The organism is Rhodococcus huquni, assembly GCF_055231055.1.
Genome location: NZ_JBUYWE010000014.1, coordinates 1 through 21,643 on the forward strand (window position 1 = coordinate 1; position 21,643 = coordinate 21,643).

14 protein-coding genes and 1 riboswitch are annotated in these 21,643 nt (G+C 64.9%); of the genes, 8 read left to right on the forward strand and 6 right to left on the reverse strand.

What is annotated here, in order from left to right; translation table 11 throughout:
* Window positions 1–192: 192 nt before the first annotated feature.
* Window positions 193–308: riboswitch (SAM riboswitch) on the forward strand.
* A gap of 65 nt (window positions 309–373) precedes the next feature.
* The gene (locus ACZI8R_RS19430; RefSeq protein WP_463381306.1) at window positions 374–1,591 is read left to right on the forward strand and encodes an aminotransferase class V-fold PLP-dependent enzyme; all 1,218 of its coding nucleotides are present in this window, start codon (window positions 374–376) and stop codon (window positions 1,589–1,591) included.
* A 144-nt stretch (window positions 1,592–1,735) separates the two neighbouring features.
* Window positions 1,736–2,362 (forward strand): LLM class oxidoreductase, encoded by a 627-nt coding sequence (locus ACZI8R_RS19435; RefSeq protein WP_463381307.1) that lies wholly within the window; start codon window positions 1,736–1,738, stop codon window positions 2,360–2,362.
* Window positions 2,363–2,371: 9 nt separating this feature from the next.
* On the opposite strand, the gene ACZI8R_RS19440 is transcribed toward ACZI8R_RS19435, so the two are convergent.
* The 5 genes from ACZI8R_RS19440 to ACZI8R_RS19460 all read right to left on the reverse strand — a co-directional run bounded on the left by ACZI8R_RS19440 (window position 2,372) and on the right by ACZI8R_RS19460 (window position 7,023).
* On the reverse strand, window positions 2,372–2,911 hold the full coding sequence (locus ACZI8R_RS19440; protein WP_463381308.1) for a flavin reductase family protein: 540 nt from the start codon (window positions 2,909–2,911) through the stop codon (window positions 2,372–2,374).
* Between the two features lie 177 nt (window positions 2,912–3,088).
* Window positions 3,089–3,562 (reverse strand): YbaK/EbsC family protein, encoded by a 474-nt coding sequence (locus ACZI8R_RS19445; RefSeq protein ID WP_463381309.1) that lies wholly within the window; start codon window positions 3,560–3,562, stop codon window positions 3,089–3,091.
* Between the two features lie 66 nt (window positions 3,563–3,628).
* The gene (locus ACZI8R_RS19450) at window positions 3,629–4,840 is read right to left on the reverse strand and encodes an adenine nucleotide alpha hydrolase family protein (RefSeq protein WP_463381310.1); all 1,212 of its coding nucleotides are present in this window, start codon (window positions 4,838–4,840) and stop codon (window positions 3,629–3,631) included.
* Between the two features lie 44 nt (window positions 4,841–4,884).
* Window positions 4,885–5,646, reverse strand: a complete 762-nt coding sequence (locus tag ACZI8R_RS19455) for an alpha/beta fold hydrolase (protein ID WP_463381311.1) — start codon at window positions 5,644–5,646, stop codon at window positions 4,885–4,887.
* A 294-nt stretch (window positions 5,647–5,940) separates the two neighbouring features.
* Window positions 5,941–7,023: an alpha/beta fold hydrolase gene (locus ACZI8R_RS19460; protein WP_463381312.1), complete on the reverse strand. Its 1,083-nt coding sequence runs from the start codon at window positions 7,021–7,023 to the stop codon at window positions 5,941–5,943.
* Window positions 7,024–7,113: 90 nt separating this feature from the next.
* On the opposite strand from ACZI8R_RS19460, the gene ACZI8R_RS19465 reads away from it, so the two are divergent.
* The 6 genes from ACZI8R_RS19465 to ACZI8R_RS19490 all read left to right on the forward strand — a co-directional run bounded on the left by ACZI8R_RS19465 (window position 7,114) and on the right by ACZI8R_RS19490 (window position 21,055).
* On the forward strand, window positions 7,114–7,944 hold the full coding sequence (locus ACZI8R_RS19465; protein ID WP_463381313.1) for a crotonase/enoyl-CoA hydratase family protein: 831 nt from the start codon (window positions 7,114–7,116) through the stop codon (window positions 7,942–7,944).
* A gap of 213 nt (window positions 7,945–8,157) precedes the next feature.
* Entirely contained in the window at window positions 8,158–18,540 is a 10,383-nt protein-coding gene (locus ACZI8R_RS19470) for an amino acid adenylation domain-containing protein (RefSeq protein ID WP_463381314.1), read from the forward strand.
* Complete coding sequence (locus tag ACZI8R_RS19475) at window positions 18,537–18,785, forward strand: MbtH family protein (RefSeq protein ID WP_463381315.1); 249 nt, start codon at window positions 18,537–18,539, stop codon at window positions 18,783–18,785. The genes ACZI8R_RS19470 and ACZI8R_RS19475 overlap by 4 nt, the downstream gene beginning before the upstream one ends.
* On the forward strand, window positions 18,782–19,801 hold the full coding sequence (locus ACZI8R_RS19480; protein WP_463381316.1) for an ATP-binding cassette domain-containing protein: 1,020 nt from the start codon (window positions 18,782–18,784) through the stop codon (window positions 19,799–19,801). The genes ACZI8R_RS19475 and ACZI8R_RS19480 overlap by 4 nt, the downstream gene beginning before the upstream one ends.
* The gene (locus tag ACZI8R_RS19485) at window positions 19,798–20,598 is read left to right on the forward strand and encodes an ABC transporter permease (RefSeq protein ID WP_463381317.1); all 801 of its coding nucleotides are present in this window, start codon (window positions 19,798–19,800) and stop codon (window positions 20,596–20,598) included. Before ACZI8R_RS19480 ends, ACZI8R_RS19485 begins: the two co-directional genes overlap by 4 nt.
* Window positions 20,599–20,626: 28 nt before the next feature.
* A complete protein-coding gene (locus tag ACZI8R_RS19490; RefSeq protein WP_463381318.1) occupies window positions 20,627–21,055 on the forward strand; it encodes an NHL repeat-containing protein in 429 nt (142 codons plus the stop codon).
* A gap of 63 nt (window positions 21,056–21,118) precedes the next feature.
* Here the strand turns inward: ACZI8R_RS19490 and ACZI8R_RS19495 are convergent, their stop codons facing one another.
* Entirely contained in the window at window positions 21,119–21,610 is a 492-nt protein-coding gene (locus tag ACZI8R_RS19495) for an inorganic diphosphatase (RefSeq protein WP_463381319.1), read from the reverse strand.
* Window positions 21,611–21,643 lie beyond the last annotated feature (33 nt).

Here is a 21,643-nt window from a genome sequence, read left to right on the forward strand (position 1 = left end):
AATCGACCATGGCGAAGAAACTATCGCGCGCCTCGTCCAGCTTCGACGCACATCCCGTCATCGCACATCACCCACACCTGATCAGGAGCCGTGGTGCATCGACCGGTTGACCCCGCCTGAGCTGAACGTGTGTGACATTCGTCGGGTCGCATGTTTGACAACTCGACCATGCCTCCTGCATTCTCGATTCCAGGTCACGAGTACCAGCGTCAAGCCCCGGCTAGCTGGTCGGCAACCCTCCACCGCGGCGGGGTGCTCCGGGTGACGACCGGGCCGAGGTTCGAACCCGAATCCGGCAAGCGCGGACTCCGAGTAGTCACCCCGCAGTGCGGGATGTCTTGCGACGGGTCCCATGATGACGAGGGATGTCGTGATGACTGTTCTGTCGACCGCTACTGCTCCACTTGCCCGCGTGACGGGCGCCGACCTGTGCGTTCCGATCGAGGACGGCAGCTTCCGGACCTACGCGAACTTCGACTACGCAGCGAGCGCACCTGCGTTGGCCCAGGTGGCGGCACGAGTCGACCAACTGCTCCACACGTACTCGAGCGTCCATCGTGGAGCCGGTTACGCCTCGAAGGTGTCGACCGACAACTACGAGAACGCCCGCGACGTCGTGGCTCGATTCGTCGGTGCCACCGACGATCACGTGGTGGTGTTCACTCGCAACACCACTGATTCGTTGAATCTGCTGGCCGGATGTGTTCCGGGATCCGTGGTGGTACTCGACATCGAACATCACGCAAATCTTCTGCCGTGGAAGGGGTCTCGCATCGTTCGGGCTGCGGACACCGTCGAGGAGACCATTCGAGCCCTCGTCGCCGAGCTGTGCGCCAGGCCGGCTGCCCTTGTTGCGATCACGGGCGCATCGAACGTCACCGGCGAGGTACTTCCCATCGCCAGGATCGCGGATATCGCGCACCGACTCGGTGCCCGAATTCTGGTGGATGCGGCGCAGTTGGCGCCGCATCGCGCGATCGACATCGATGCGTGGGGCGTCGACTACCTGGCGTTCTCCGGCCACAAGCTGTACGCCCCGTTCGGTGCCGGTGTGCTCGTCGGTCGACGCGACTGGCTCGATTCGGCAGATCCTTACCTCGCCGGTGGGGGAGCAGTTCGCGAGGTCACCGTCGAGGCGACGAGGTGGGCGCCATCGCCGGCCCGGCACGAGGCGGGGACACCGAACGTACTTGGTGCCGGAGCGCTCGCGGCGGCGTGCGAGACGATCGAAGATCTGGGATTCTGCGCGATCGCCGAACACGAAGGTGTCCTGCGTGAGCAGTTGGTGGCCGGTCTCGAAAGTGTGCGCGGCCTGGAGTTTCTGAGCCTGTGGCCGGACGCCTGCGAGAGTGTCGGGATCGTCACCTTCACGATCGCCGGGTACGAGCCGAGGGCGATCGCAACGTACCTCTCCGATGCGCACGGCATCGGAGTCCGCGACGGACGCTTCTGCGCACACCCGCTTCTCGCCAGGCTGGGACACGCGGAAGGTGCGGTGCGTGCAAGCATCGGACTCGGAACGAGTTCCGTCGACGTCGAGCGGTTGGTCGAGGCTCTCCGCACACTCGTGTCGGAAAGCGCGCTAGCATGAGCGGCATGGCATCGCAGGCAGGGACCACGCACGTGGCTCACTGGTGCCGTCGGCACGTGGATCTGTGCCGAACCGCCTCGGGCATGTGTTTCGGCTGACGATCCGTCAGCTCGCATCCACACATCACTTCCCCGAGGAGAACCCATGTCTCGAGTCGATTCCGCATTCACCCGTCCGCTTCGTGTCGCGGTCGAACTGACCGGAGCCGGTCATCATCCTGCCGCTGCGTTGGCACCCGGAAACCAGGCAGTGCCCGAGGACTACTGGGTCGAATTGACGGCCCCCGGTGTCACTTCCGCGCTGGACCTCACGTCGAATCCGGCACAGGTCGTCCGCATCCGGGCCGGCGACCTGCGGGAAGCGCAGCAACAGCGCACCCGAATCAGGGCCGCTGCGGCCGAGGACGGGCGTGATCCCGACTCGATCACGGTCCTGGTCGATGTCGAGGTCCTCGTCGCCGACGAGGCGCGAGCGGCTCGAAAAGAGTTGGCGCAGTTGGACAGTGCTCTCGAAGTGGCGCGAGTCCCGAGATCGTTGCAATACATCGGAACGGGGTCGGGGCTTGCGGGGCTGATCTCGGACATCCAGGCAGCTGGTGTCGCGGACGGCGTGACGCTGCTTCCGTTGTCACTGCCTCGGGTGCTGCAGAAGCTGGTCGACGTCACGCTGCCGCATCTCGGCGATCGGGGAGTGGAACTGGCTCCCGGTGCCGCCGACGACGCGTTGGCCCGATTCGGCCTTTCACGCGATCGTCGGGTGCTGGCGTCCTGAGAACCCGGCCTACTCCGTGATCGGGGTAGGCCGGTAGTACCGGCCCTCGTGGTAGAGCAACGGCGCCGCAACGGTTTCGTCCACCGTGTCGCTGTGCACGCGGGTGACGAGGCCGATGACGAGTGTGTGGTCGCCGACCGGAATGAGCTGATCGACGTTCACGCGTAGCCAGATCGGCGTGCCGTGCAGTACTGGCTCGCCACTGTCGAGTCGGGTCCACAGGGACTCGTCGGCGAACCGCTCGTCTGCGCTGCGCGAGAAGCGCTGGGCGAGATGCTGCTGATGCTCACCGAGCAGGTGAATGACCAGCGTGTCCGCGGCGTGCACCGCGTCGATGCTCGACGACGTGTTCGCGATGTTCAGCGACACCAGCGGCGGGTCCAGCGAGAGGGATGCGAACGACGTGGCCGTGAACCCGACCGGCCCGGAGCCGACGTCCAGGGTCACGATGGTGACTCCCGCAGGGTGTCGGCGCAGGGCATCGCGGTATTCGGTGGCCCCGATACCGCCACTGCGGTACTCGGACAGATTCTTCACTGGTTCGGACAACGATTTCTCCGTGTTTTTGCGTGGGTCGTATCAGGGGTGGTCGCACTGCGGGGCAGGCGAACACAGAGATGCCTCTGTACGGCACAGGTCGACGTGACGTCGGCTCCACACTCGGATCGTCATGATGACTCCACTATAGGTCAGCAACGGAAGCGGGCCCGGCCTGCAGGGCGGTGATCACGCCATGTCGACGGCGAGGCCTGCGGTGATGCGGAGAAGTTCGGAAAAGGTCGTGCGGAACACGAAACTCGGATGTCCCGCTGCTGCCCACAGTTCTCGGTGGTCGCGGAGTGCGGTGTCCACGAAAGTGGGCAGGTTGGTGGGGTGGCCGAGTGGCGCGACGCCTCCTACCGGCTGAGCGGTCGCCGTGGCCACCATCTCCAGCGACGCCGGCGTGAGCGTCCCTTCGAGCTGCTTCCCGGCCGTGCGCAGATCGACCCGATGGGCACCCGACACCAGAAGCAGAACGGGTCCGTCGTCGAGGAGGAACACCAGCGACTTCACGATCGCGCCGACTTCGGTGTCGAGTGCAGTCGCTGCCTCGGCCGCGGTGTGCGCGGCGTCGGGGCTCGCCACGATCACGCCGTGATGGCCGCGGGCGATCAAGGTCTCGGAGACGTGCGCCGCATTGGGATGCAGTGTCGTCGACATGATCTCAGGGTAGGTCGACTCCGTGTGGGGTAGCGGCCGTACGAGGTCACGGCTTGGCGAAGACGGTCAATCTTTGCTGCGCCGCGCCCGCAGGAAGGCCCGAATCCGGTACTTGACGAGCGCGAAGCCGATGTCGACGACGTAGAACTTCGCGGTCACCAGGAACTGCTGGAAACCGTTTCGGTGGATCGCGAACTCGAGGGCGCGGACCAGGTCGGAGTCGGTTTCGCCCTGGGCGCGAAGGCGTTCTACGTTCTCCTTCGCGAAGAGTTCTCCGCCTTCACCGCCTGCTCGGAGGTACATCCATCGGACACTTCGCGGGCTGATCTTCTTCGGCAGGCTTTCACACCGGCCCCCGGCGCCCACGATGTGCAGTCCGATCATCGTTCGGATGCACTTCTCGCAGATGCCGCAGTTGTATTTGCCCGACAGATTCGACCAGCACACCCGCAGGTGCCGCATCGCGGTGGGCGAGTCCTTCAGAACCGCCAGTTTGGCGACTCGATCGGCCTCGATGCCGTCGTGAACGATCGTGACCTGGCTGCTCGACCACAGCGGATCGAGATCCGGGTGGGTACCCAACGGGGCCAGGCGCGTCTCGTCGTCCGAGGCCGGAATGAAGACCTTCCCGAGGACCGGAGACAACAGCAGGGAAATGTGGGCGAGGAAGGCCCCGTGCGCCTGGTTCTGCCAATGCGGACCGTGCTTCGCATGTAGATACCGCATGTTGGAGCGAACCTCGATCAGTTCCTTGCCCAGATCGGCCGCCATCTTGCGAGCGCGTTCGACGGCCTCGTCCCAGAGCGCCTCGTTGTCGAGGCTGATGTCCAAGCCGTGGATGATGATCAGGTGGGTGATCTCGTCGATGTGCTTCAGCGCCGTGTAGAACGAGTCGACACCGCCGGAGAAGAAGCACCCGACGCCTCGAGTGTCGGGCCTAGTGCGCTCGGGCGTGGCCGTCTCGGTTCGGGTGGCACTGCGCTGTAGCTGGTCGGGATACCAACCGAGGAGCACTTCCTCGGCAGCAAGGCTTCCTGTCAGCGCGACCTCGTCGACGGCCGGTGTGACGTCGAGAGTGAGCCCCTTCGGCATCGACGTCACACGTAGCGGCGGCAACCACGGTGTTCCGGTGACGTCGATATCCACGTTGGACTCGGTCCACACCGTGAAAGGTTCACCTCCGATCGTCAGTTCGGCAGTGGAACGGCGCCCCCGACGGTCGGTCGACACCGACGCAGAGAGGTCAGTCGACACTGACGCAGAGAGGTCGGTAGACATGGTGAAGCCTTACTGTCGGTGGAATTGTCCGATTGTCGAATAGTTTACGCAGGTACGCGATTGCGAACACGTTCTACTGCTGCGTGAATTTCGTCGACGACGAGGTTGGGCTCGGCCAGTTGAATATCGTGACTCGAATGCCTCGAATAGAGGTGTCGCCCCTCGGGCGACAATTCGGCGATACGTGCGTGCGCTGCGCCGAGAAAGTCCCGATGGCGATCGCGTTCACGGCTCATGCGATTCGAGGAAATGCTCGTCAGCGGGACGTACGGAACAATCGGGCCGTTCGCATGCAGCTTCTCGAAACTTGCTCCGAACGAACGCCACTCTTCGCGGGCCGCCCGCACGGAATCCAGCCGTGCTGCCTCTGCTGCTGCAGCCCGTGCCTCGTCCTCGTTCAGATCCGAGAACCGAAAACGCTCGAGCAGCGGGGCGAGAAGGCCGAGCCGCGCCAGTAACACCTGGGCGCCGTAGATGAGGGAGGCGCCACGCATCGCGGCCGACATCTGTGCCGGGTCGCACGTCTCGGGAACCTCGTCCACCAGCGTCAATGCATCGTAGGTACCCGGGCGCACGCTCTCGGTCATCCGTACCAGGGGGCCGCCGTAGCTGTGGCCGACACCCACCGTCGTGCCGTCAGTCGCCGCATCGACGACGGCGAGGTGGTCCGACAGCAACCTGTCGAAGTCTCGGCCCTCCAGGTCCGGATCGCTCAGTCCGTGCCCCGCGCGGTCGTAGACGACGGTGCGCGCGAACTCGGCAACCCGCGGCTGTACGAGAGCCCACGTCGACCGGCTTCTTCCCATTCCTGCCTCGAAAAATACAGTTACCGGGCCCTCCCCGGCCGTCTGATAATGCAGGCGACGACCACCCAATGAAACGTAATTCGAGGAGCCTGTAATACCCATGTGGAAACGAGACTCCCTTCGTGTGACGTGGGTCGCATTATCGGGTGTTGATGCGACTTGTCCGCGTACCACACTGATGGACTCGCTTCGATCAGTCCAGTTACCTACGGGTAATCGAACGGATCGTTAACGGAACGTGAATTGATGTTCGAATCCCGAAAAGAATGGGAAGAATCGTCAAATTCGGGCGAATCAGGCGGGTACGGCCGAGGCCTCGTTCAAAAAGGTATCGATGTGTGACCAGGAGTTCTCCCGGGCTCCGGGGCCGGCGACGATTCCCAGATGACTGCCGGGCGAGGTCTCGACACGGACGTGCGGTGAGCCTGTGAGTACGGCCTTCGCGTGTGCCACGCATTCCACGGGCGCAAGAACGTCGTCGGTGCCGCCGATTGCGAGGACCGGGACGCGGACGTCTGCGAGGTCGATGCGGCGGTCGCCGAACTGCACGCTGCCGCCGGCGAGTGAATTGTGCAGAACGAGTTGCGAGGCCATCTGCTCGAAGAGGCGTGCCGGGTACCCGGGCATATCCGACTGGAACCGATCGATGGCTTCCATGCGCGCGAGAGTCTCTACGTCGAGCAGGTTCTTTGCGACGAACCACGGCTTCGTGATCTCCCGCTGCAGCGCCGTGAATCGGTAACCGGCCTGGACCAGCGGCGCGGGGAGACCTCCCAGCGCCCCGGTGAGTGCAGTGAGCGGCTTTTCGGAGGTGAATCTGCCGAGGGCGCGTGGCGCCTCGAGAATCGGAATTCGGGCGTAGTCGAGGGGAGTGCCGAGTGCGGTCACGGAGCCGAGTGGTAGTTCCGGGCGGGACGCCGCAGTCAGTAGCGAGATGGTTCCGCCGAGGCTCCATCCGATGAGGTCCACGCCGGCGCCCCCGTGACTGGCGCTCACGCGGCGAATCGTGTCCGGAAGTACGTTCTCCGTCCAGTATTCGAAGCCGAGTCGCCTGTCGGAATAGTGCATCGGGCCGTAGTCGACGACGTAGGTCGGCCGACCCTGTTCTGCCAGATGCGCCGCGAGGCTCTGGCCGGGCCTGAGGTCGAAGCACTGAACCGGGGCGGCCAGTGGGGGTACGAGCAGCACCGGAGCCTTCGTGCCGTCGTCGTCGCCGTCGAATCGGTACAGGTCGCGGTGGTGGCCGGTGAAGACGGCTTCGGACGGGGTCCGTTCGATCGGTGCGATCCCGTCACCGAAAGTGAGGTTCCACGCGTTGCGTGCGGCGTCGGTCAGCTGCCTGGGGCTCGGCACCTGGTCTCGGATGATGTCGAGCACGAGGGTTCCTCTCGGGGCGAAGCGCGAATCTAAGTGTGACGGAAATCTACAGGTACTTCCTTTGCTGCTCGAAATCGCTACCCTCGACCAATGACTGCAGAGAAGAGCTGGAACGCATTCACCGTCGAGACGAAGGCCAACGTCGCCCAGGTGACGCTGATCGGCCCCGGCAAAGGCAACGCGATGGGACCCGACTTCTGGCAGGAGTTGCCGGAGATCTTCGCGGAACTCGACGCGGATCCCGAGGTGCGGGCCGTCGTGCTCGCCGGTTCCGGCAAGCACTTCTCGTTCGGGTTGGACCTGCCTGCGATGAGCGGCGAGTTCGGTGCGGTGCTCGCGGACAAGGCGCAGGCGGGTCCGCGAACCAAGTTCCACGACATGATCAAGCGGATGCAGGCATCGATCAACGCGGTGGCCGACTGCCGCAAGCCGGTGATCGCGGCAGTGCAGGGGTGGTGCATCGGTGGCGGCGTCGACCTGATCACGGCCGCTGATTTCCGCTACGCGAGCGCCGACGCCAAGTTCAGCATCCGCGAGGTCAAGGTCGCGATCGTCGCCGACATGGGCAGCTTCGCTCGCCTCCCCGCGATCATCGGCGACGGCCACCTCCGGGAGTTGGCGCTGACCGGCAAGGACATCGATTCCGGATTCGCGGAGAAGATCGGGCTCGTCAACGCCGTGTACGGCGACGCCGAATCGGTGCTCGCCGCCGCTCACGAGACCGCCGCACAGATCGCAGCCAACCCGCCGCTGGTGGTGCACGGAATCAAGGACGTTCTGGATCACTCCCGTTCCGCCGCAGTCGACGACAGCCTTCGTTACGTCGCTGCGTGGAACGCGGCATTCCTGCCCTCACAGGATCTCACCGAGGCGATCACTTCGGTGTTCGAGAAGCGTCCGCCCGAGTTCAAGGGCGAATAGCGCTCGGTGTCGGGTATCGGCGGGCGTGCGACATTCGAGTCGCGCGCCCGCCGATCTGCGTTCGAACCGTGTTAACAGTCAACATGTTTCGAATGGAGGGCCCGCGTTACACACCTTGGGTGTGATGTATGTCACATTCACCAATCGGTCTCAGTCCCCCCTCCGAAGTACCGGTAGTGCCCGGTACGAACGCCATTCAGGCCGAGGAGGAACATGGACCGCGCAGAGGCAGCAGGCAGTCGATTCGGCGGGACTGCGGATGTCGATCGAATCCATCGATTGTCCGGTGCGCAGCAAGGAATTTGGTTCGGCCAGCAGGTGGCACCGGATAGTCCGCTCTTCAATATTGCGCAGTACCTGGACCTGCGCGGCGCAGTCGACGTCGAGGCGCTCGGTCGGGCCTCGCGGCAGATGTTCGTCGAAGCTCCTTCCCTTCGAGCACGTTTCGTCCACACCGGCAGTGCCTCAGGCCAGGTCATAGACCCGTTCGACGGCTGGACCATCCCGTGTATCGACCTTCGAGACGAAGATGATCCGCTGGAGAGCGCGCTCACCAGGATGCGCGAAGACGCGACCACAGCACTCGATCCCCTCTCAGATGCGTTGCTGCGTACCGAATTGATTCGGATAGAGGACGAGCGCTATCTGTTCTATCTACGCGCGCACCACCTCATGGTGGACGGATTCGGTGCCGCCATGCTCGTGCTTCGTGCTGCGAGCGTCTACACCGCAGAACTCGAGGGCGTCGATGCCGGGCCCGGCTTCTTCGGCGATTTCACCGATCTGATGAAAGAAGACGCCGACTTCCGCGAGTCCGAGGAGTTCGAGACGGACCGACGTTTTTGGTGTGACCGATTCTCCGATCTCCCGGAGGCCACCGCGCTCAGTTCGTCTGCCGCCCCGATGGCGGCGTACTGCCTGCATCGGTCCGCTCGGCTCGACACGGCCGAGGCTGCCGAGGTGACGGACGCGGCGCAGACAGCGGGGACCAGCTGGTCGCCGCTGATGGTCGCTGTTCTGGCCGCCTACCTGCACCGCGCCACGGGCGCTCGCGACGTGGTGCTCGGGCTGCCCGTGAACGCGAGAGTCACTCCGTTGCAACGCACGACACCGGCGATGATGTCGAACGTGCTGCCGCTGCGTCTTGGTGTGGCGCCGGGAACGACCATCTCCGAGCTGGTGCAGCAGACGTCGTCGGAGATCAAGGCCGTTGTGAAGCATCAGCGTTACCGCGGCGAGGAGATGCTGCGCGACCTGGGTCTACCGCGTAGCCGTCGGCTGTTCGGTCCGACCATGAACGTTCTGCCTTCGATCGGTGAGATGCAGTTCGGTCCGCACCAGGCGACGGTGCGGAATCTCTCGGTGGGCCCGGTCGACGACCTGTGGGTCGTAGTGCAGGGCATCTCACCGATCGACGGGATCACGATCGACTTCTATGCGAACCCCGACAGATACTCCGAGGCCGAACTCGACGGGCATCACCAGCGGTTCATGCGTGTGCTTCGCAGTGCCGTTGCCGATCCGAGCCTTCGGATCGGAGACATCGAAATGCTCTCCGAGGAGACACGCCGGGACGTCACGGAGAAATGGAACGGCGCGGAGAACGTCGGCCGGCCCGCCGGCGTCGCGACCGTTCCCGACCTGTTCGCCGAAGCGATGCGAAGGGCGCCGCATGCCGTGGCAGTGTCCGATCGCGACCACGCCTATACCTTCTCCGACCTGGACTGCATCTCGGCGCGAGTCGCGAGTTCTCTGGCTCGCGCCGGATGTGGCCGTGGGGATCTGGTTGCGGTGGCGCTCACACGATCGGCGGACTCGATAGCCGTGATTCTCGGCGTCCTGCGCAGCGGCGCGACGTATCTGCCGCTCGACAGAAGTCACCCGGCTGAGCGTATCGGGCGCATCTTGCGTGACGCTGCACCCGCCGCTGTGGTCGTCGAGGACGGTGAGGAGATGGAAGGACTGTCGTCGCTCCGCGCGTCCGAGATGCTGCACGGGCAGGTGGTCCGCCCGGCCGCCCCACTGCGCGAGTTCTCGGCACGCGACGCGGCATATCTGACCTACACCTCCGGATCCACGGGTACACCGAAGGGCGTGCTCGTCGAGCACTCTTCGTTGGTGAATCTCCTGTATTCGCACGAACAGCGGATCTTCGGGCCTGCCGTCGAGTTCACGGGCCGCGACCGGCTCCGCGTGGCTCATCTCTCCGGTCCTGCGTTCGACGCTTCCTGGGATCCGTTCCTGTGGATGATCGCCGGACACGAAGTACACATGGTTCCCGACGACGTTCGAACGGACCCACAGGAATGTGCCGGATACCTCGTGAAGGCGTCGCTCGACGTGATCGAAACCACGCCGTCCTATCTGCAACAGTTGTTCGACGGAGGGCTGAAGACATCTCGGACGGATGAAGGCCCGTCCGTCCTTGCTGTCGGTGGCGAAGCTGTGGACCCATCGTTGTGGCAGCGCCTTGCGCAAGCAGACGTGTTGGCGTTCAACCTCTACGGCCCGACCGAGACGACGGTCGACGCGACGGCCGCCGTGATCGAGGGCAGCACGCCACACCTGGGCGCGCCGGCCGGCAACGTGACCGCCTACGTACTCGATGCTGCACTTCGTCCGGCCGACGTCGGCGCACGCGGAGAGCTGTACCTCGGCGGGCCGGGTGTGGCGATCGGGTACCACTCCAGGGCAGGTGCGACGGCCACTTCATTCGTGGCAGATCCCATGGCGGGAGTCGGGAAGCGCCTGTATCGGACGGGTGACGTGGTGCGGTGGAACAGAAGCGGCCGTATCGAATTCATTGCCCGCGCGGACTCTCAGCTGAAGATCCGTGGATTCCGTATCGAACCTGCAGAGGTCGAGGCCGCCCTGCAGGAGCTCGCGGGGGTCACGGGTGCCGCGGTACTACCGGCAGGCGACGGCGAGAACCGCCGCCTGATCGGATACGTGCAACACGCTGATCCGGCCGCAGCCGACTCGGCGGCATTGCGTGCGGAGCTACGAGCGACCCTGCCGGACTACATGGTGCCGCAGCAGGTGGTCGTGCTCGACGTACTTCCCCTCACCCCGAACGGCAAGCTCGACCGCGACCGCCTCCCGGCCGCGGCCGATGTCGCGCAGTCGTCACACGGACGTGCACCGGCCGACGCGACGGAAGCCGCCTTGTGTCGGATTTTCGCGTCCGTACTCGAACAGCCGGTGGTGGGCCCGGACGACGACTTCTTCGATCTCGGCGGCCACTCCCTGTTGGGTAATCGGTTGGTTGCCCGGATTCGCTCGGAACTGTCGGCGTCCGTGAGTATTCGGATGCTGTTCGACAGACCGAGTCCGGCGGCTCTTGCTCCCGCCGTCCTTGCGAGCACCGCCGGGGACGGAGTGCCCGTTCTGCGGCGGCGTGATCGTCCGACTCCGATTCCGCTGTCGGCTGCTCAACGTCGGCTGTGGTTTCTCGAGCGTATGTCCCCGGGGACACCGGAATACAACATGCCCGTGGTTCTGCGCCTCAACGGCGTGCTCGACCTGGAAGCGATGCGGGGAGCACTGGCGGACCTCGTAGCCCGTCACGAGAGTCTGCGTACCCGCTTCTTCGAACAGGACGGTGAGCCGTACCAGTACGTGATCGACGCGCAAGAGGCCGTTCCCGAGCTTCGTTCGACCATGGTCGCGCCCACTGCGGCCTACGAGAAGGTCGTGGATCTTGCCGGTACCGGATTCGACCTCGCGGTCGACCTACCGCTGCGAGCGGACGTGCTCGAGACAGCGCCGGACAGTCATGTGCTCGTATTGGTTCTGCATCACATCGCAGGGGACGGGTGGTCCTTCGCCCCGCTCGCCAGGGACCTCGCGCAGGCCTACCAAGCGCGCGTGCGCGGAGATCGCGCCGCCCAGCAGCCGTTGCCCGTCCAATACGTCGACTATGCGCTGTGGCAACAGGAACTGCTCGGGTCGGAGGACGACCCGGACAGTGTGGTGTCCCGCGAGCTGGCTCATTGGCGGTCCGCGCTCGCCGGTGCTCCGGACGAGACTGTCCTCCCGGTCGATCGTGCGCGGCCCGAACGTCCCACCGGCGCCGGTTCGTCCGTGCCGGTGGAGATTCCGGAAGCACTGCACCTGAAGCTCGGCGAATTCGCAGCCGAGAGCGGCTCGAGCCTCTTCATGGTGCTTCACGCCGGTTTCGCTGCGGTTCTGGCTCGCATGGGTGCCGGTGAGGACGTGGTGATCGGGACCCCGGTGGCAGGACGCCCGGACGAGGCTCTGGACGACCTGGTCGGGTTCTTCGTGAACTCGCTCGCGCTGCGCACCCGGATGAAACGGAACGTGAGCTTCCGCGAGTTGGTCGCACACGTGCGGGACGTCGATCTGACGGCTCTCGGACACCAGAGTGTGCCTTTCGAGCGCGTCGTGGAGGACCTCGCTCCCGCGCGTCGTGCAGGTCGAAATCCCTTGTTCCAGGTCCTGTTCACACTGCAGAACGCCACCGAACCCACCATCGCGCTCGACGGTCTCGAAGTGACGGTGGAGTCCGCTGACGTGACCGCGGCGAAGTTCGATCTCTCTCTCACTCTCTCGGAGGGAGGACGAGCCGAGGATGCGTCGGGTATGACCGGCCAACTCGATTTCAGCACCGAGCTGTTCGATCGCCGAACAGCGGAGACACTGGTGGAGTACCTCGTCACGCTCGTGGACAACGCGCTGCGGTCGCCGGACTCGCCCGTGCGAAGCTCACATCTGGTCTCTGCCGCCGAGCGAGAGGTACTCCTTGCTGCTGGGCACGGTCGACGGGTCCAGCACGAGCTGCTCACGTTGCCTGCCCTGTTCGCCGACACCGTGACGACGCGAGGCGACCGCACTGCCGTCGTTGCTGGGGCCGAGACCTTGACGTTCCGCGAGTTGGGCGGTCGGGTGAACCGACTGGCACGCGCGCTACGGGTGCACGGTGTCGGCCCCGGACGTCGTGTGGCCGTTGCACTGCCCCGCTCGGCGGACACCGTGGTGGCTCTCTTCGCGGCGCTGAGTGCCGGAGCCGTGTACGTGCCGATCGACATCGAGCATCCCGATGCTCGCATCCGGTACCTGCTCGAAGACGCGGCACCGACGATGCTCGTCACGCTGTCGGCTCTGTCCGAGCGGCTCGACGTCGACTGCCCGCAACTGTTGTTGGACGATGCGGAGGCACTCGCGGAGCTCGGTTCCGTTGCTGTTCCTTTCGCCCCCGTGGCACCGAGAGGAACCGACAGCGCCTACCTGATCTACACCTCCGGTACGACGGGGCGACCCAAGGGCGTGCTCGTCGATCACGACAGCCTCACGAACCTCTTTCACAGTCACCGTGATCGCCTGTACGGGCCGGCCGTGGAGCACGTGGGGTCCAGAAGCCTCAAGGTCGCTCACGTCGCAGGCGTCGGATTCGATGCGGCCTGGGATCCGATTCTGGCACTCGTGGACGGGCACGAAATTCACATGGTGGACCAGGGGACACGGCGTGACGCGCAGGCGCTCGTCGACTACATCCGTAACGAGGCGATCGACTTCCTCGAGACCACTCCGTCCTACATTCGGCTGTTGTCGGCTTCGGGACTCTTCGACGACGACACCCGGCGCCCGGGTGTGGTGGCGCTCGGGGGAGAAGCCGTCGGCGAAGCGCTGTGGGAAGACTTGGTCAACGATCCGGACGTGCTGGCGTTCAATCTCTATGGACCCACAGAGGCCACGGTCGACGCGATGAGTGTCCGAATGCGAGACTCGGGCACCCCGGTGATCGGTACTCCCGAGCACAACGTGCGGGCCTACGTGCTCGGCGACGATCTCGAACTGTGCCCGACCGGCGGCGTCGGTGAGCTGTACTTGGCGGGGGCCGGCCTGGCCAGGGGGTACCGAAACAGAGCGGGGCTCACGGCCGACCGGTTCGTCGCAGATCCGCATACCGGTGCGGGGGAGCGCATGTACCGGACCGGTGACCGTGCCCGCCGGAACTCGGCCGGAATGCTCGAATTCTTGGGACGCAACGATTCCCAGGTCAAGTTGCGTGGACACCGGATCGAGCCGGCCGAGATCGAGGCGGCACTCGAACAGTGTGCAGGAGTACGCCGTGCAGTCGTCGTCGTCGCGGGCACGGAGGACGAGGCAAGGCTCCTCGGGTACGTGGTTGCGGACGAGGACGTGAACGTCTCGAGCCTTCGGGACCTCGCCGCGGCGCATCTCCCCGGATACATGGTTCCGCAGGCGATCACGTCGATACCCGAGGTTCCGCTGACGGTGAACGGCAAGCTGGATGTCGCCGCCCTACCCGATACCGTCGTACACGGCGGCCCCGGGCGCGTACCTGAGACCGCGCGAGAGCGCGAACTGTGCGAATTGTTCGCCGTCACACTGGGAGTCGAAGATGTCGGCGCGGACGACGACTTCTTCGCTCTGGGCGGCCATTCGCTCTTGGTGACGAAATTGGTCAGCAGGATTCGTACGCGACTGGGTGTCGAAATTCCGATCCGAGCTGTTTTCGACGCGCCGACACCCGCTGCCCTCGCGAGGGTCGGGGCCCACATCCGGTTGCGTGACCCCTTGGTCCGCGCGAAGCGGCCCGAGCGGATTCCCCTGTCCGCCGCTCAGAAGCGGATGTGGTTCCTCAACACCTTCGAGGAGTCTGGCGCGGCCTATCACATTCCGATGGTGATCGAGATGGAGGGCGAGGTCGATACTGCGGCCCTGCGCTCTGCGCTGCGCGACGTGATCGCTCGGCACGAGGTGCTCCGCACGGTGTATCCGGTCGTCGGCGGCTCACCTCATCAGCAGATTCTCGATCCGCACGACGTGAGTTCGGACCTCCCCGTCGTGTCCGTGGACGAGTCCGTTCTCGGTACGCGGATCGCGGAGCTGATGACGGTGACATTCGATCTGTCCGTAGATATTCCGCTGCGCGCGGTTCTCTACGACACCGGGCCGAAGCGCAAGGTTCTGGTACTCGTCGCGCACCACATCGCTACCGACGGCTGGTCTTCGGCCCCTCTCGCTCACGACCTCACCGTTGCGTACGCCGCTCGGGCACAGGGGGAAACGCCGCAGCTCCCGCAGCCGGCAGTCCAGTACGCCGATTACGCGCTTTGGCAGGATCGGATGCTGGGAGACGAGTCCGATCCGGACAGTACATCGCGTTCTCAGCTCGACTACTGGAGCGACCATCTCGCGAATCTGCCGGACGGGCTGCTTCTTCCGTTCGATCGACCGCGACCCGACACGGCGAACCGACCGGCCGGTGAGGTGTCGGTATCCATCGACGAATCCGTTCACGAAGCCTTGGCGGACGTCGCATCCAACCATGGTGCGAGCCTGTTCATCGTGGTGCACGCCGCTCTCGTGGCGACGTTGGACCGCCTCGGCGCGGGGCCGGACATTCCAATCGGCACTGCTGTGGCCGGCCGCCGCGACGAAGCGCTCCACGATCTGGTGGGCTTCTTCGTCAACACGCTAGTCCTCAGGGTGGACGCGTCGGACGATCCCGACTTCCACGAGCTCGTCGACCGTGCACGCACAACCGATCTCGGTGCCTTCGACAACCAGGACGTGCCGTTCGAGCGGGTCGCCGAAGAGTTGTCGCCGCGTCGAGTTCCGAATCGGCACCCGTTGTTCCAGGTGATGTTGGTCCTGCAGAACACGCCGCCCGCGACGCTCGAGCTCGACGGTCTCGACGTGAGCTTTCCCGACAGCGGTGGCTCGGTCTCGGCGAAGTTCGATCTGTCGATCACTCTGCAGGAGAAGCCTGCGGGCGAGCCGGTGGGACTGTCCGGGAAGATCGAGTACGACGCCGCGATCTTCGAGCGGTCGACGGCCGAGAGGATCGCCCGGTGGTTCGAGCGGATGCTCGAGGAACTGTCGAGGCACCCGGATCGTCCCATCAGTCTCGCGCCGATGCTGACCGCTGCGGAGCAGCATGTGCTCATCGAGGGCAGAAACGACACCGGGCGAGACGTGACGGATGCGACGGTGGTGCACTCGTTCGAGCGCCAGGCCGCGATGCATTCCCACTCGATCGCGATGGTGTCCGAGGGCATGGAGATCACGTTCGGTCGACTCGATCGTGATGCGAATCGGTTGGCGCGGGTGCTGGTTCGCCGTGGCGTCACGTCGGGATCCGTCGTCGCGGTGGCACTTCCGCGTTCACCGGCCGGCATCACCGCTCTTCTCGCGGTATTGAAGGCAGGGGCGGTATACGTGCCCATCGACGTGACGCACCCGGTGTTGCGCATCGAGTACGTGCTGGACGACGTGTCACCTGCACTCGTTCTCGTCGATTCGGCCACACCGGAATCCGTGAAACGCCTGTCGGGGGGCGCATCTCTGACGGTGGACGACCCACTGGTGTCGTCGGAGTTGTCCGAGACCAGCTCCGGTCCGCTGCGGGACTCGGAACGAACTCACCCGTTGACCGCAGGAGATCCGGCTTACGTCATCTACACGTCGGGGTCCACGGGGAGACCCAAGGGTGTTGTGGTGGAACATGGTTCGTTGTCGAATCTTCTCGGTCACCATCTGAACGACGTGTTCGACGCGTCGAACCGAGTGTCGCTTCGGGTGGCATTCACGGCTGCGCTCACTTTCGACGCGTCGTGGGATCCGATCCTCGCGATGGTGGCCGGCCACGAACTACACCTCATAGACGACGCGACCAGACGTGACCCGGAGTCGTTGGTCGACTATGTGCGGCGCTGTGGGATCGACATGATCCAGACGACGCCGTCGTTCGCGAGGCAACTCGTCGGTGCAGGTCTGACTGCACCGGGCCGCCACCGGCCGTCCGTGATCACTCTCGGCGGCGAAGCGGTCGACGAAGCCCTGTGCGACGAACTCGGGGACGTTCCGGGCCTCGTCGTGCACAACTTCTACGGCCCCACCGAGTCGACCGTGAACTCGGTGACCACCCGGATCACGGAGGACACCGGCCCGCAGATCGGTCGTCCCGTCGACAACATGCGGGCGTACGTGCTCGACGGAAACCTCCAGCCGGTTCCCGACGGGGTGCCGGGCGAGCTGTACCTGTCGGGCCGCGGCGTCGCCCGCGGCTATCTCGGCAGGGAGTCGATGACCTCCGAGAAGTTCGTCGCCGATCCGTTCGTGCCCGGTGGCTGTCGCATGTATCGGACCGGCGACCTGGCGCAGTGGCAAGCCGGGGGTGATCTGGAATTCCTCGGTCGACTCGACGACCAGGTGAAGCTTCGTGGATATCGAATCGAACTCGGGGAGATCGCTGCGGTTCTCACAAGGCAGCAGGCTGTCGCCGATGCGGCGGTCATCGTCCACGGTCGAGACGGCGCGCTGCAGCGTCTGACCGCATACGTGGTGCCTTCTCCCGGGACCTCGCCGGAGCCGGCGGATCTCCGACGGGCGGTCGCTCTCGAGGTGCCGGAACACATGGTTCCTTCCCACTTCGTCCCATTGGACGGGCTGCCACTCACCGCCAACGGAAAGCTGGATACGGCGGCGCTCCCGGAGCCGTCCGCGGCGCACGCTGCCGAATCGAGCAGAGTCCGGCGGGCCCCACGGTCGCCGGGCGAGGCCGTGCTGTCCAGGTTGTTCGCGGACACGCTCGACGCCGACGAAATCGGTATCGACGACAGCTTCTTCGAGCTGGGCGGCCATTCGCTGATGGCAACCGGACTCGTGGCGCAGATTCGCGAGACGTGTGGCGTGAAGGTGACCGTGCGTGACCTGTTCGCGGCGCCGACCGTCGCCTCGCTCAACTCGCGAATGAACGGGGATGCGAGCGGTGACCGAGACTTTCTCGCGGTACACCTCCCGTTGCGCACGTCGGGATCGCTGCCCCCGCTCTTCTGCCTTCCGCCCGGAAGTGGATTCGCGTGGTCGTACGCCGGCCTCTTGCCTTACCTCGACCGCGATCAGCCGGTGTACGGCCTCCAATCACCCCGACTGACGGACTCGAGCTACGAGCCGGTCGACATCGCCGCATACGCAGCGGATCTGGTGCAGGTGATCAGGCGTACCCGGCCGGTCGGCCCGTATCGATTGCTGGGCTGGTCGTTCGGCGGAAACCTCGCACACGAAGTGGCTGCTCAGCTGCAGGCCGCCGGCGAGGAGGTCGAGTTCCTGGCCCTCCTCGATTCGTACCCGTACGAGAAGGCGGGCACGTTCGACATCACCGACGAGAGCGTCGTTGCCGCAGTGTTCATGGCCAGCCAGCGGCTGATGCCGATACCGACCGATCGACCCGTGACGCGTGCCGACCTACTGGAGGCGTATCAGGCCAACGGGAGTCCGCTCGGCGGTCTGGACGAGGAGTCGATCGGTGCCATGCTCGCAGCATTTCGCACGGTGGTGCGGCTCCGGGAGACCTCGACGCCCTCGCGTTACCAGGGGGACATCACCTTCTTCACGGCCCGAGAAGGACGTAACGAGTGGACGCCCACAGTCGACGACTGGCGGCCGTTCGTCGAAGGATGCATCGACGAACACGACGTCGCGGCCACACACGACCAGATGACACAAACCGAGGGGCTGGTGACCGTGGGTCCCGCTCTCGCATCGCTGTTGAAGGCAGTACCTGCCGGATCCGAAGCTCACCACACAGGAGGAGAAGGAGCATGACCACCAACGCCACCAACCCGTTCGACAACGATTCGGGCGCATTCCTGGTCCTCACCAATCATGAAGAGCAGCATTCGCTCTGGCCTTCGTACCTCGTGGTGCCGGACGGCTGGAAGGTCGCATTCGGGCCGAGTGAGCGTTCGTCGTGCCTCGACTATGTGACCGAGCACTGGAGGGACATCACCCCGAAGAGCCGGCGGCTCGGACGGTTCGCGGCCGGCTCCGATCTGGGTGAGGCCGTATGAGTGGTGCCGAACAGTCGTCGCCGGCCATCGTCATCGAGGGACTCCGAAAGTCCTTCGGCAAGAACACCGTGCTCGGCGGAATCGATTTGGAGATGCCCGCGGGCAAGGTGTTCGGGCTCCTCGGCCCGAACGGTGCGGGTAAGACCACGATCGTCAGGATTCTGTCCACTCTGCTTCGTGCGGATTCCGGGCGCGTGAGGGTCGGTGGATTCTGTACGCGGACACAACCGAACGAGGTTCGTCGCTCGTTGGGGCTGTCCGGGCAGTTCGCGTCCGTCGACGACAAGCTCACCGGATACGAGAACCTGTACTTGGTGGCGAAGCTCTACGGAATGCGGAAGAAGGAGGCCGCCACCACCGCGAACGAATTGTTGCGGCGTTTCAAGCTGGACGACGTCGGTGATCGACTCGCTGCCGCGTATTCCGGTGGAATGCGTCGTCGACTCGATCTCGCCGGCGCTCTCGCCGGTTCTCCGAGCGTGGTGGTGCTGGACGAACCGACGACCGGACTCGATCCGCAGAGCAGGGTCGACACCTGGGACATCGTCGGGGAGTTGGTGGACGGCGGCACGACGGTACTGCTCACCACGCAGTACCTCGAGGAGGCCGATCAGCTTGCCGACAACATCGCGGTGCTCGATCACGGTGAGGTGATCGCGCTCGGTACCCCGGACGAGCTGAAACGTCGGATCGGCGGCGACCGACTGGAGATCATCGTCTCCGATCGTCTCGAACTCGATGTCGCGTATCGAACCCTCGCCGAAATAGGTGACCACGCCCCGACTCTCGACGCTCGAATGTGCCGAGCCGAAGTTGCGGTGCGGGACGGCCAGGCCGCTCTCGGACGAGCCGTCGTCGGTCTCGAGCAATCCGGCGTCCGTGCACTCGAGATCGGCTTGCGTCGCTCCACTCTCGACGACGTGTTCCTCGGGCTCACCGGAGACAGCGCGCCGACCGAACCCGAGGATTCGGAACAGGATTCGAACAGCGACAACCGGGTGGAGGTGTCGGCATGACGGTCATGACCCGCATCGCCACGGACAGTAGTTCACTCGCATGGCGCAATCTTCTGCACATCAGGCGCACCCCGGGGTCTCTCGTGGCCAGCGTCGTCAACCCGATCATGTTCGTCATGTTGATGGGGTACGTCTTCGGGGGCAGCCTCGGCGGCGAGCCGTACCGCGAGTTCATCATGGCCGGCATCTTCGCTCAGACCGTGACTTTCAATGCTTCCTTCACCACCATCGGCTTCGCGAACGATCTACAGAAGGGTGTGCTGGACCGTTTTCGAGCACTCCCCATTTCTCGTGTCGCAGTTGTGTTGGCGCGCACCACATCCGATCTCGTGACCAGCGTGGTGAGTCTCCTCGTGACCACTGTGTGCGGTCTGGCGATCGGCTGGCGCATCCGGGGGAGTTTCGTCGACGCCGTGTTCGCGTTCGCGCTGGTACTCATGTTCGCCTTCGCGATGTCCTGGGTGGGCGCCTACATCGGACTGGTCGCTCGCAGCGTGGAGGTGGCGCAGAGCATCGGGCTCGTGTGGCTGTTCCCGGTGACGCTCGTGTCCTCGGCGTTCGTGTCTGTGGACGGATTGCCGGCGCCACTGCGCACCATCGCGCAATGGAACCCGATCACTTCACTGTCGAACGCGGTGAGATCCCTGTTCGCCAATCCCACGCCCCCCGGAATCACCCAACCGGACAGTTGGCCTACCCAACACCCGATCCTCTACACCGCGCTCTTCTCGGCGGGAGTCGTCGCAGTGTTCATGACACTCGCCGTCCGCCGCTACATGCGCATCGCCAATCGCTGAAAATCACTCGAGAAACCGGAGATCAAGAATGCTCACACGTATCCGCCGAATTGCCGTCACGCTGGCTGTGGCGACGGCAGCCATGGCCGCGCCGATGCTCGCTCAGGCTGCGCCCGCGAATGCCCACCCCGGAATGCCGGTGTCTGCCGTCGCGCCGAGTGGTGAACTGTTCGTGGTCGATACCCCCGGAAACCGGGTGATGAAGTTCGCGCCCGGTCATCTCGCATCGACCGATCTGCCCTTCGACCGTCCGACGAACGTCGCAGTCGGTCCGGGCGGAGCCGTCGTGGTCACGGACGCCGCAGGGGATCACGTTCTCGCCGGGCCGCCGCCGGCCGCTGCGCCCACTCCGCCTGCGGCCCCCGCTCCGGCCCCCGCTCCGGCCGCCCCGTCGGAGGCACCCGAGCCGCCCGAACGGGTGATGAAGAACTGCATCGGCTTCGTCGTGGTCTGCTGACCGCCGGACCGGACGACTACGGCCCCGAGGCGCGATGCCTCGGGGCCGTAGTCGTGAGGTACTTCAGTGTCCGCCGTTGTCCTTCAGACGCTGGAAGGAAGCCTCGATCTCGGCCTTCGCTTCCGCGACGCCGACCCAGTCGGCAGCCTCGACGTGCTTGCCCGGCTCGAGGTCCTTGTAGTGAACGAAGAAGTGCTTGATCGCATCGAGTTCGAACTGCGAAACGTCCTTGATGTCCTGGATGTGATCCCAACGGGTGTCTCCGGCAGGAACGCAGAGAACCTTGTCGTCGCCGCCGGCCTCGTCGACCATCTTGAACATGCCGACGGGGCGTGCCTCGACGATGACGCCGGGGAACACCGACTCGGGGAGCAGCACCATGGCATCCAGCGGATCGCCGTCCTCGCCCAGGGTGTTCTCGATGAACCCGTAGTCGGCGGGGTACCCGAAGGCGGTGTAGAGGTAGCGGTCGAGTTTGACACGACCGGTCTCGTGGTCGACCTCGTACTTGTTTCGCTGACCCTTGGGGATCTCGATGGTGACGTCGAACTCCACGCCGATTCCTCGCTGTCGTGTCGGTAATGATTC

Excerpts from the sequence above, each read along its gene's own strand:
- ACZI8R_RS19450 (WP_463381310.1), bottom strand. The coding sequence starts at position 4,840 with ATGTCTACCGACCTCTCTGCGTCAGTGTCGACTGACCTCTCTGCGTCG.
- ACZI8R_RS19455 (WP_463381311.1), bottom strand. The coding sequence starts at position 5,646 with ATGGGAAGAAGCCGGTCGACGTGGGCTCTCGTACAGCCGCGGGTTGCC.
- ACZI8R_RS19445 (WP_463381309.1), bottom strand. The coding sequence starts at position 3,562 with ATGTCGACGACACTGCATCCCAATGCGGCGCACGTCTCCGAGACCTTG.
- ACZI8R_RS19475 (WP_463381315.1), top strand. The coding sequence starts at position 18,537 with ATGACCACCAACGCCACCAACCCGTTCGACAACGATTCGGGCGCATTC.
- ACZI8R_RS19470 (WP_463381314.1), top strand. The coding sequence starts at position 8,158 with ATGGACCGCGCAGAGGCAGCAGGCAGTCGATTCGGCGGGACTGCGGAT.
- ACZI8R_RS19480 (WP_463381316.1), top strand. The coding sequence starts at position 18,782 with ATGAGTGGTGCCGAACAGTCGTCGCCGGCCATCGTCATCGAGGGACTC.
- ACZI8R_RS19435 (WP_463381307.1), top strand. The coding sequence starts at position 1,736 with ATGTCTCGAGTCGATTCCGCATTCACCCGTCCGCTTCGTGTCGCGGTC.
- ACZI8R_RS19485 (WP_463381317.1), top strand. The coding sequence starts at position 19,798 with ATGACGGTCATGACCCGCATCGCCACGGACAGTAGTTCACTCGCATGG.
- ACZI8R_RS19430 (WP_463381306.1), top strand. The coding sequence starts at position 374 with ATGACTGTTCTGTCGACCGCTACTGCTCCACTTGCCCGCGTGACGGGC.
- ACZI8R_RS19465 (WP_463381313.1), top strand. The coding sequence starts at position 7,114 with ATGACTGCAGAGAAGAGCTGGAACGCATTCACCGTCGAGACGAAGGCC.
- ACZI8R_RS19490 (WP_463381318.1), top strand. The coding sequence starts at position 20,627 with ATGCTCACACGTATCCGCCGAATTGCCGTCACGCTGGCTGTGGCGACG.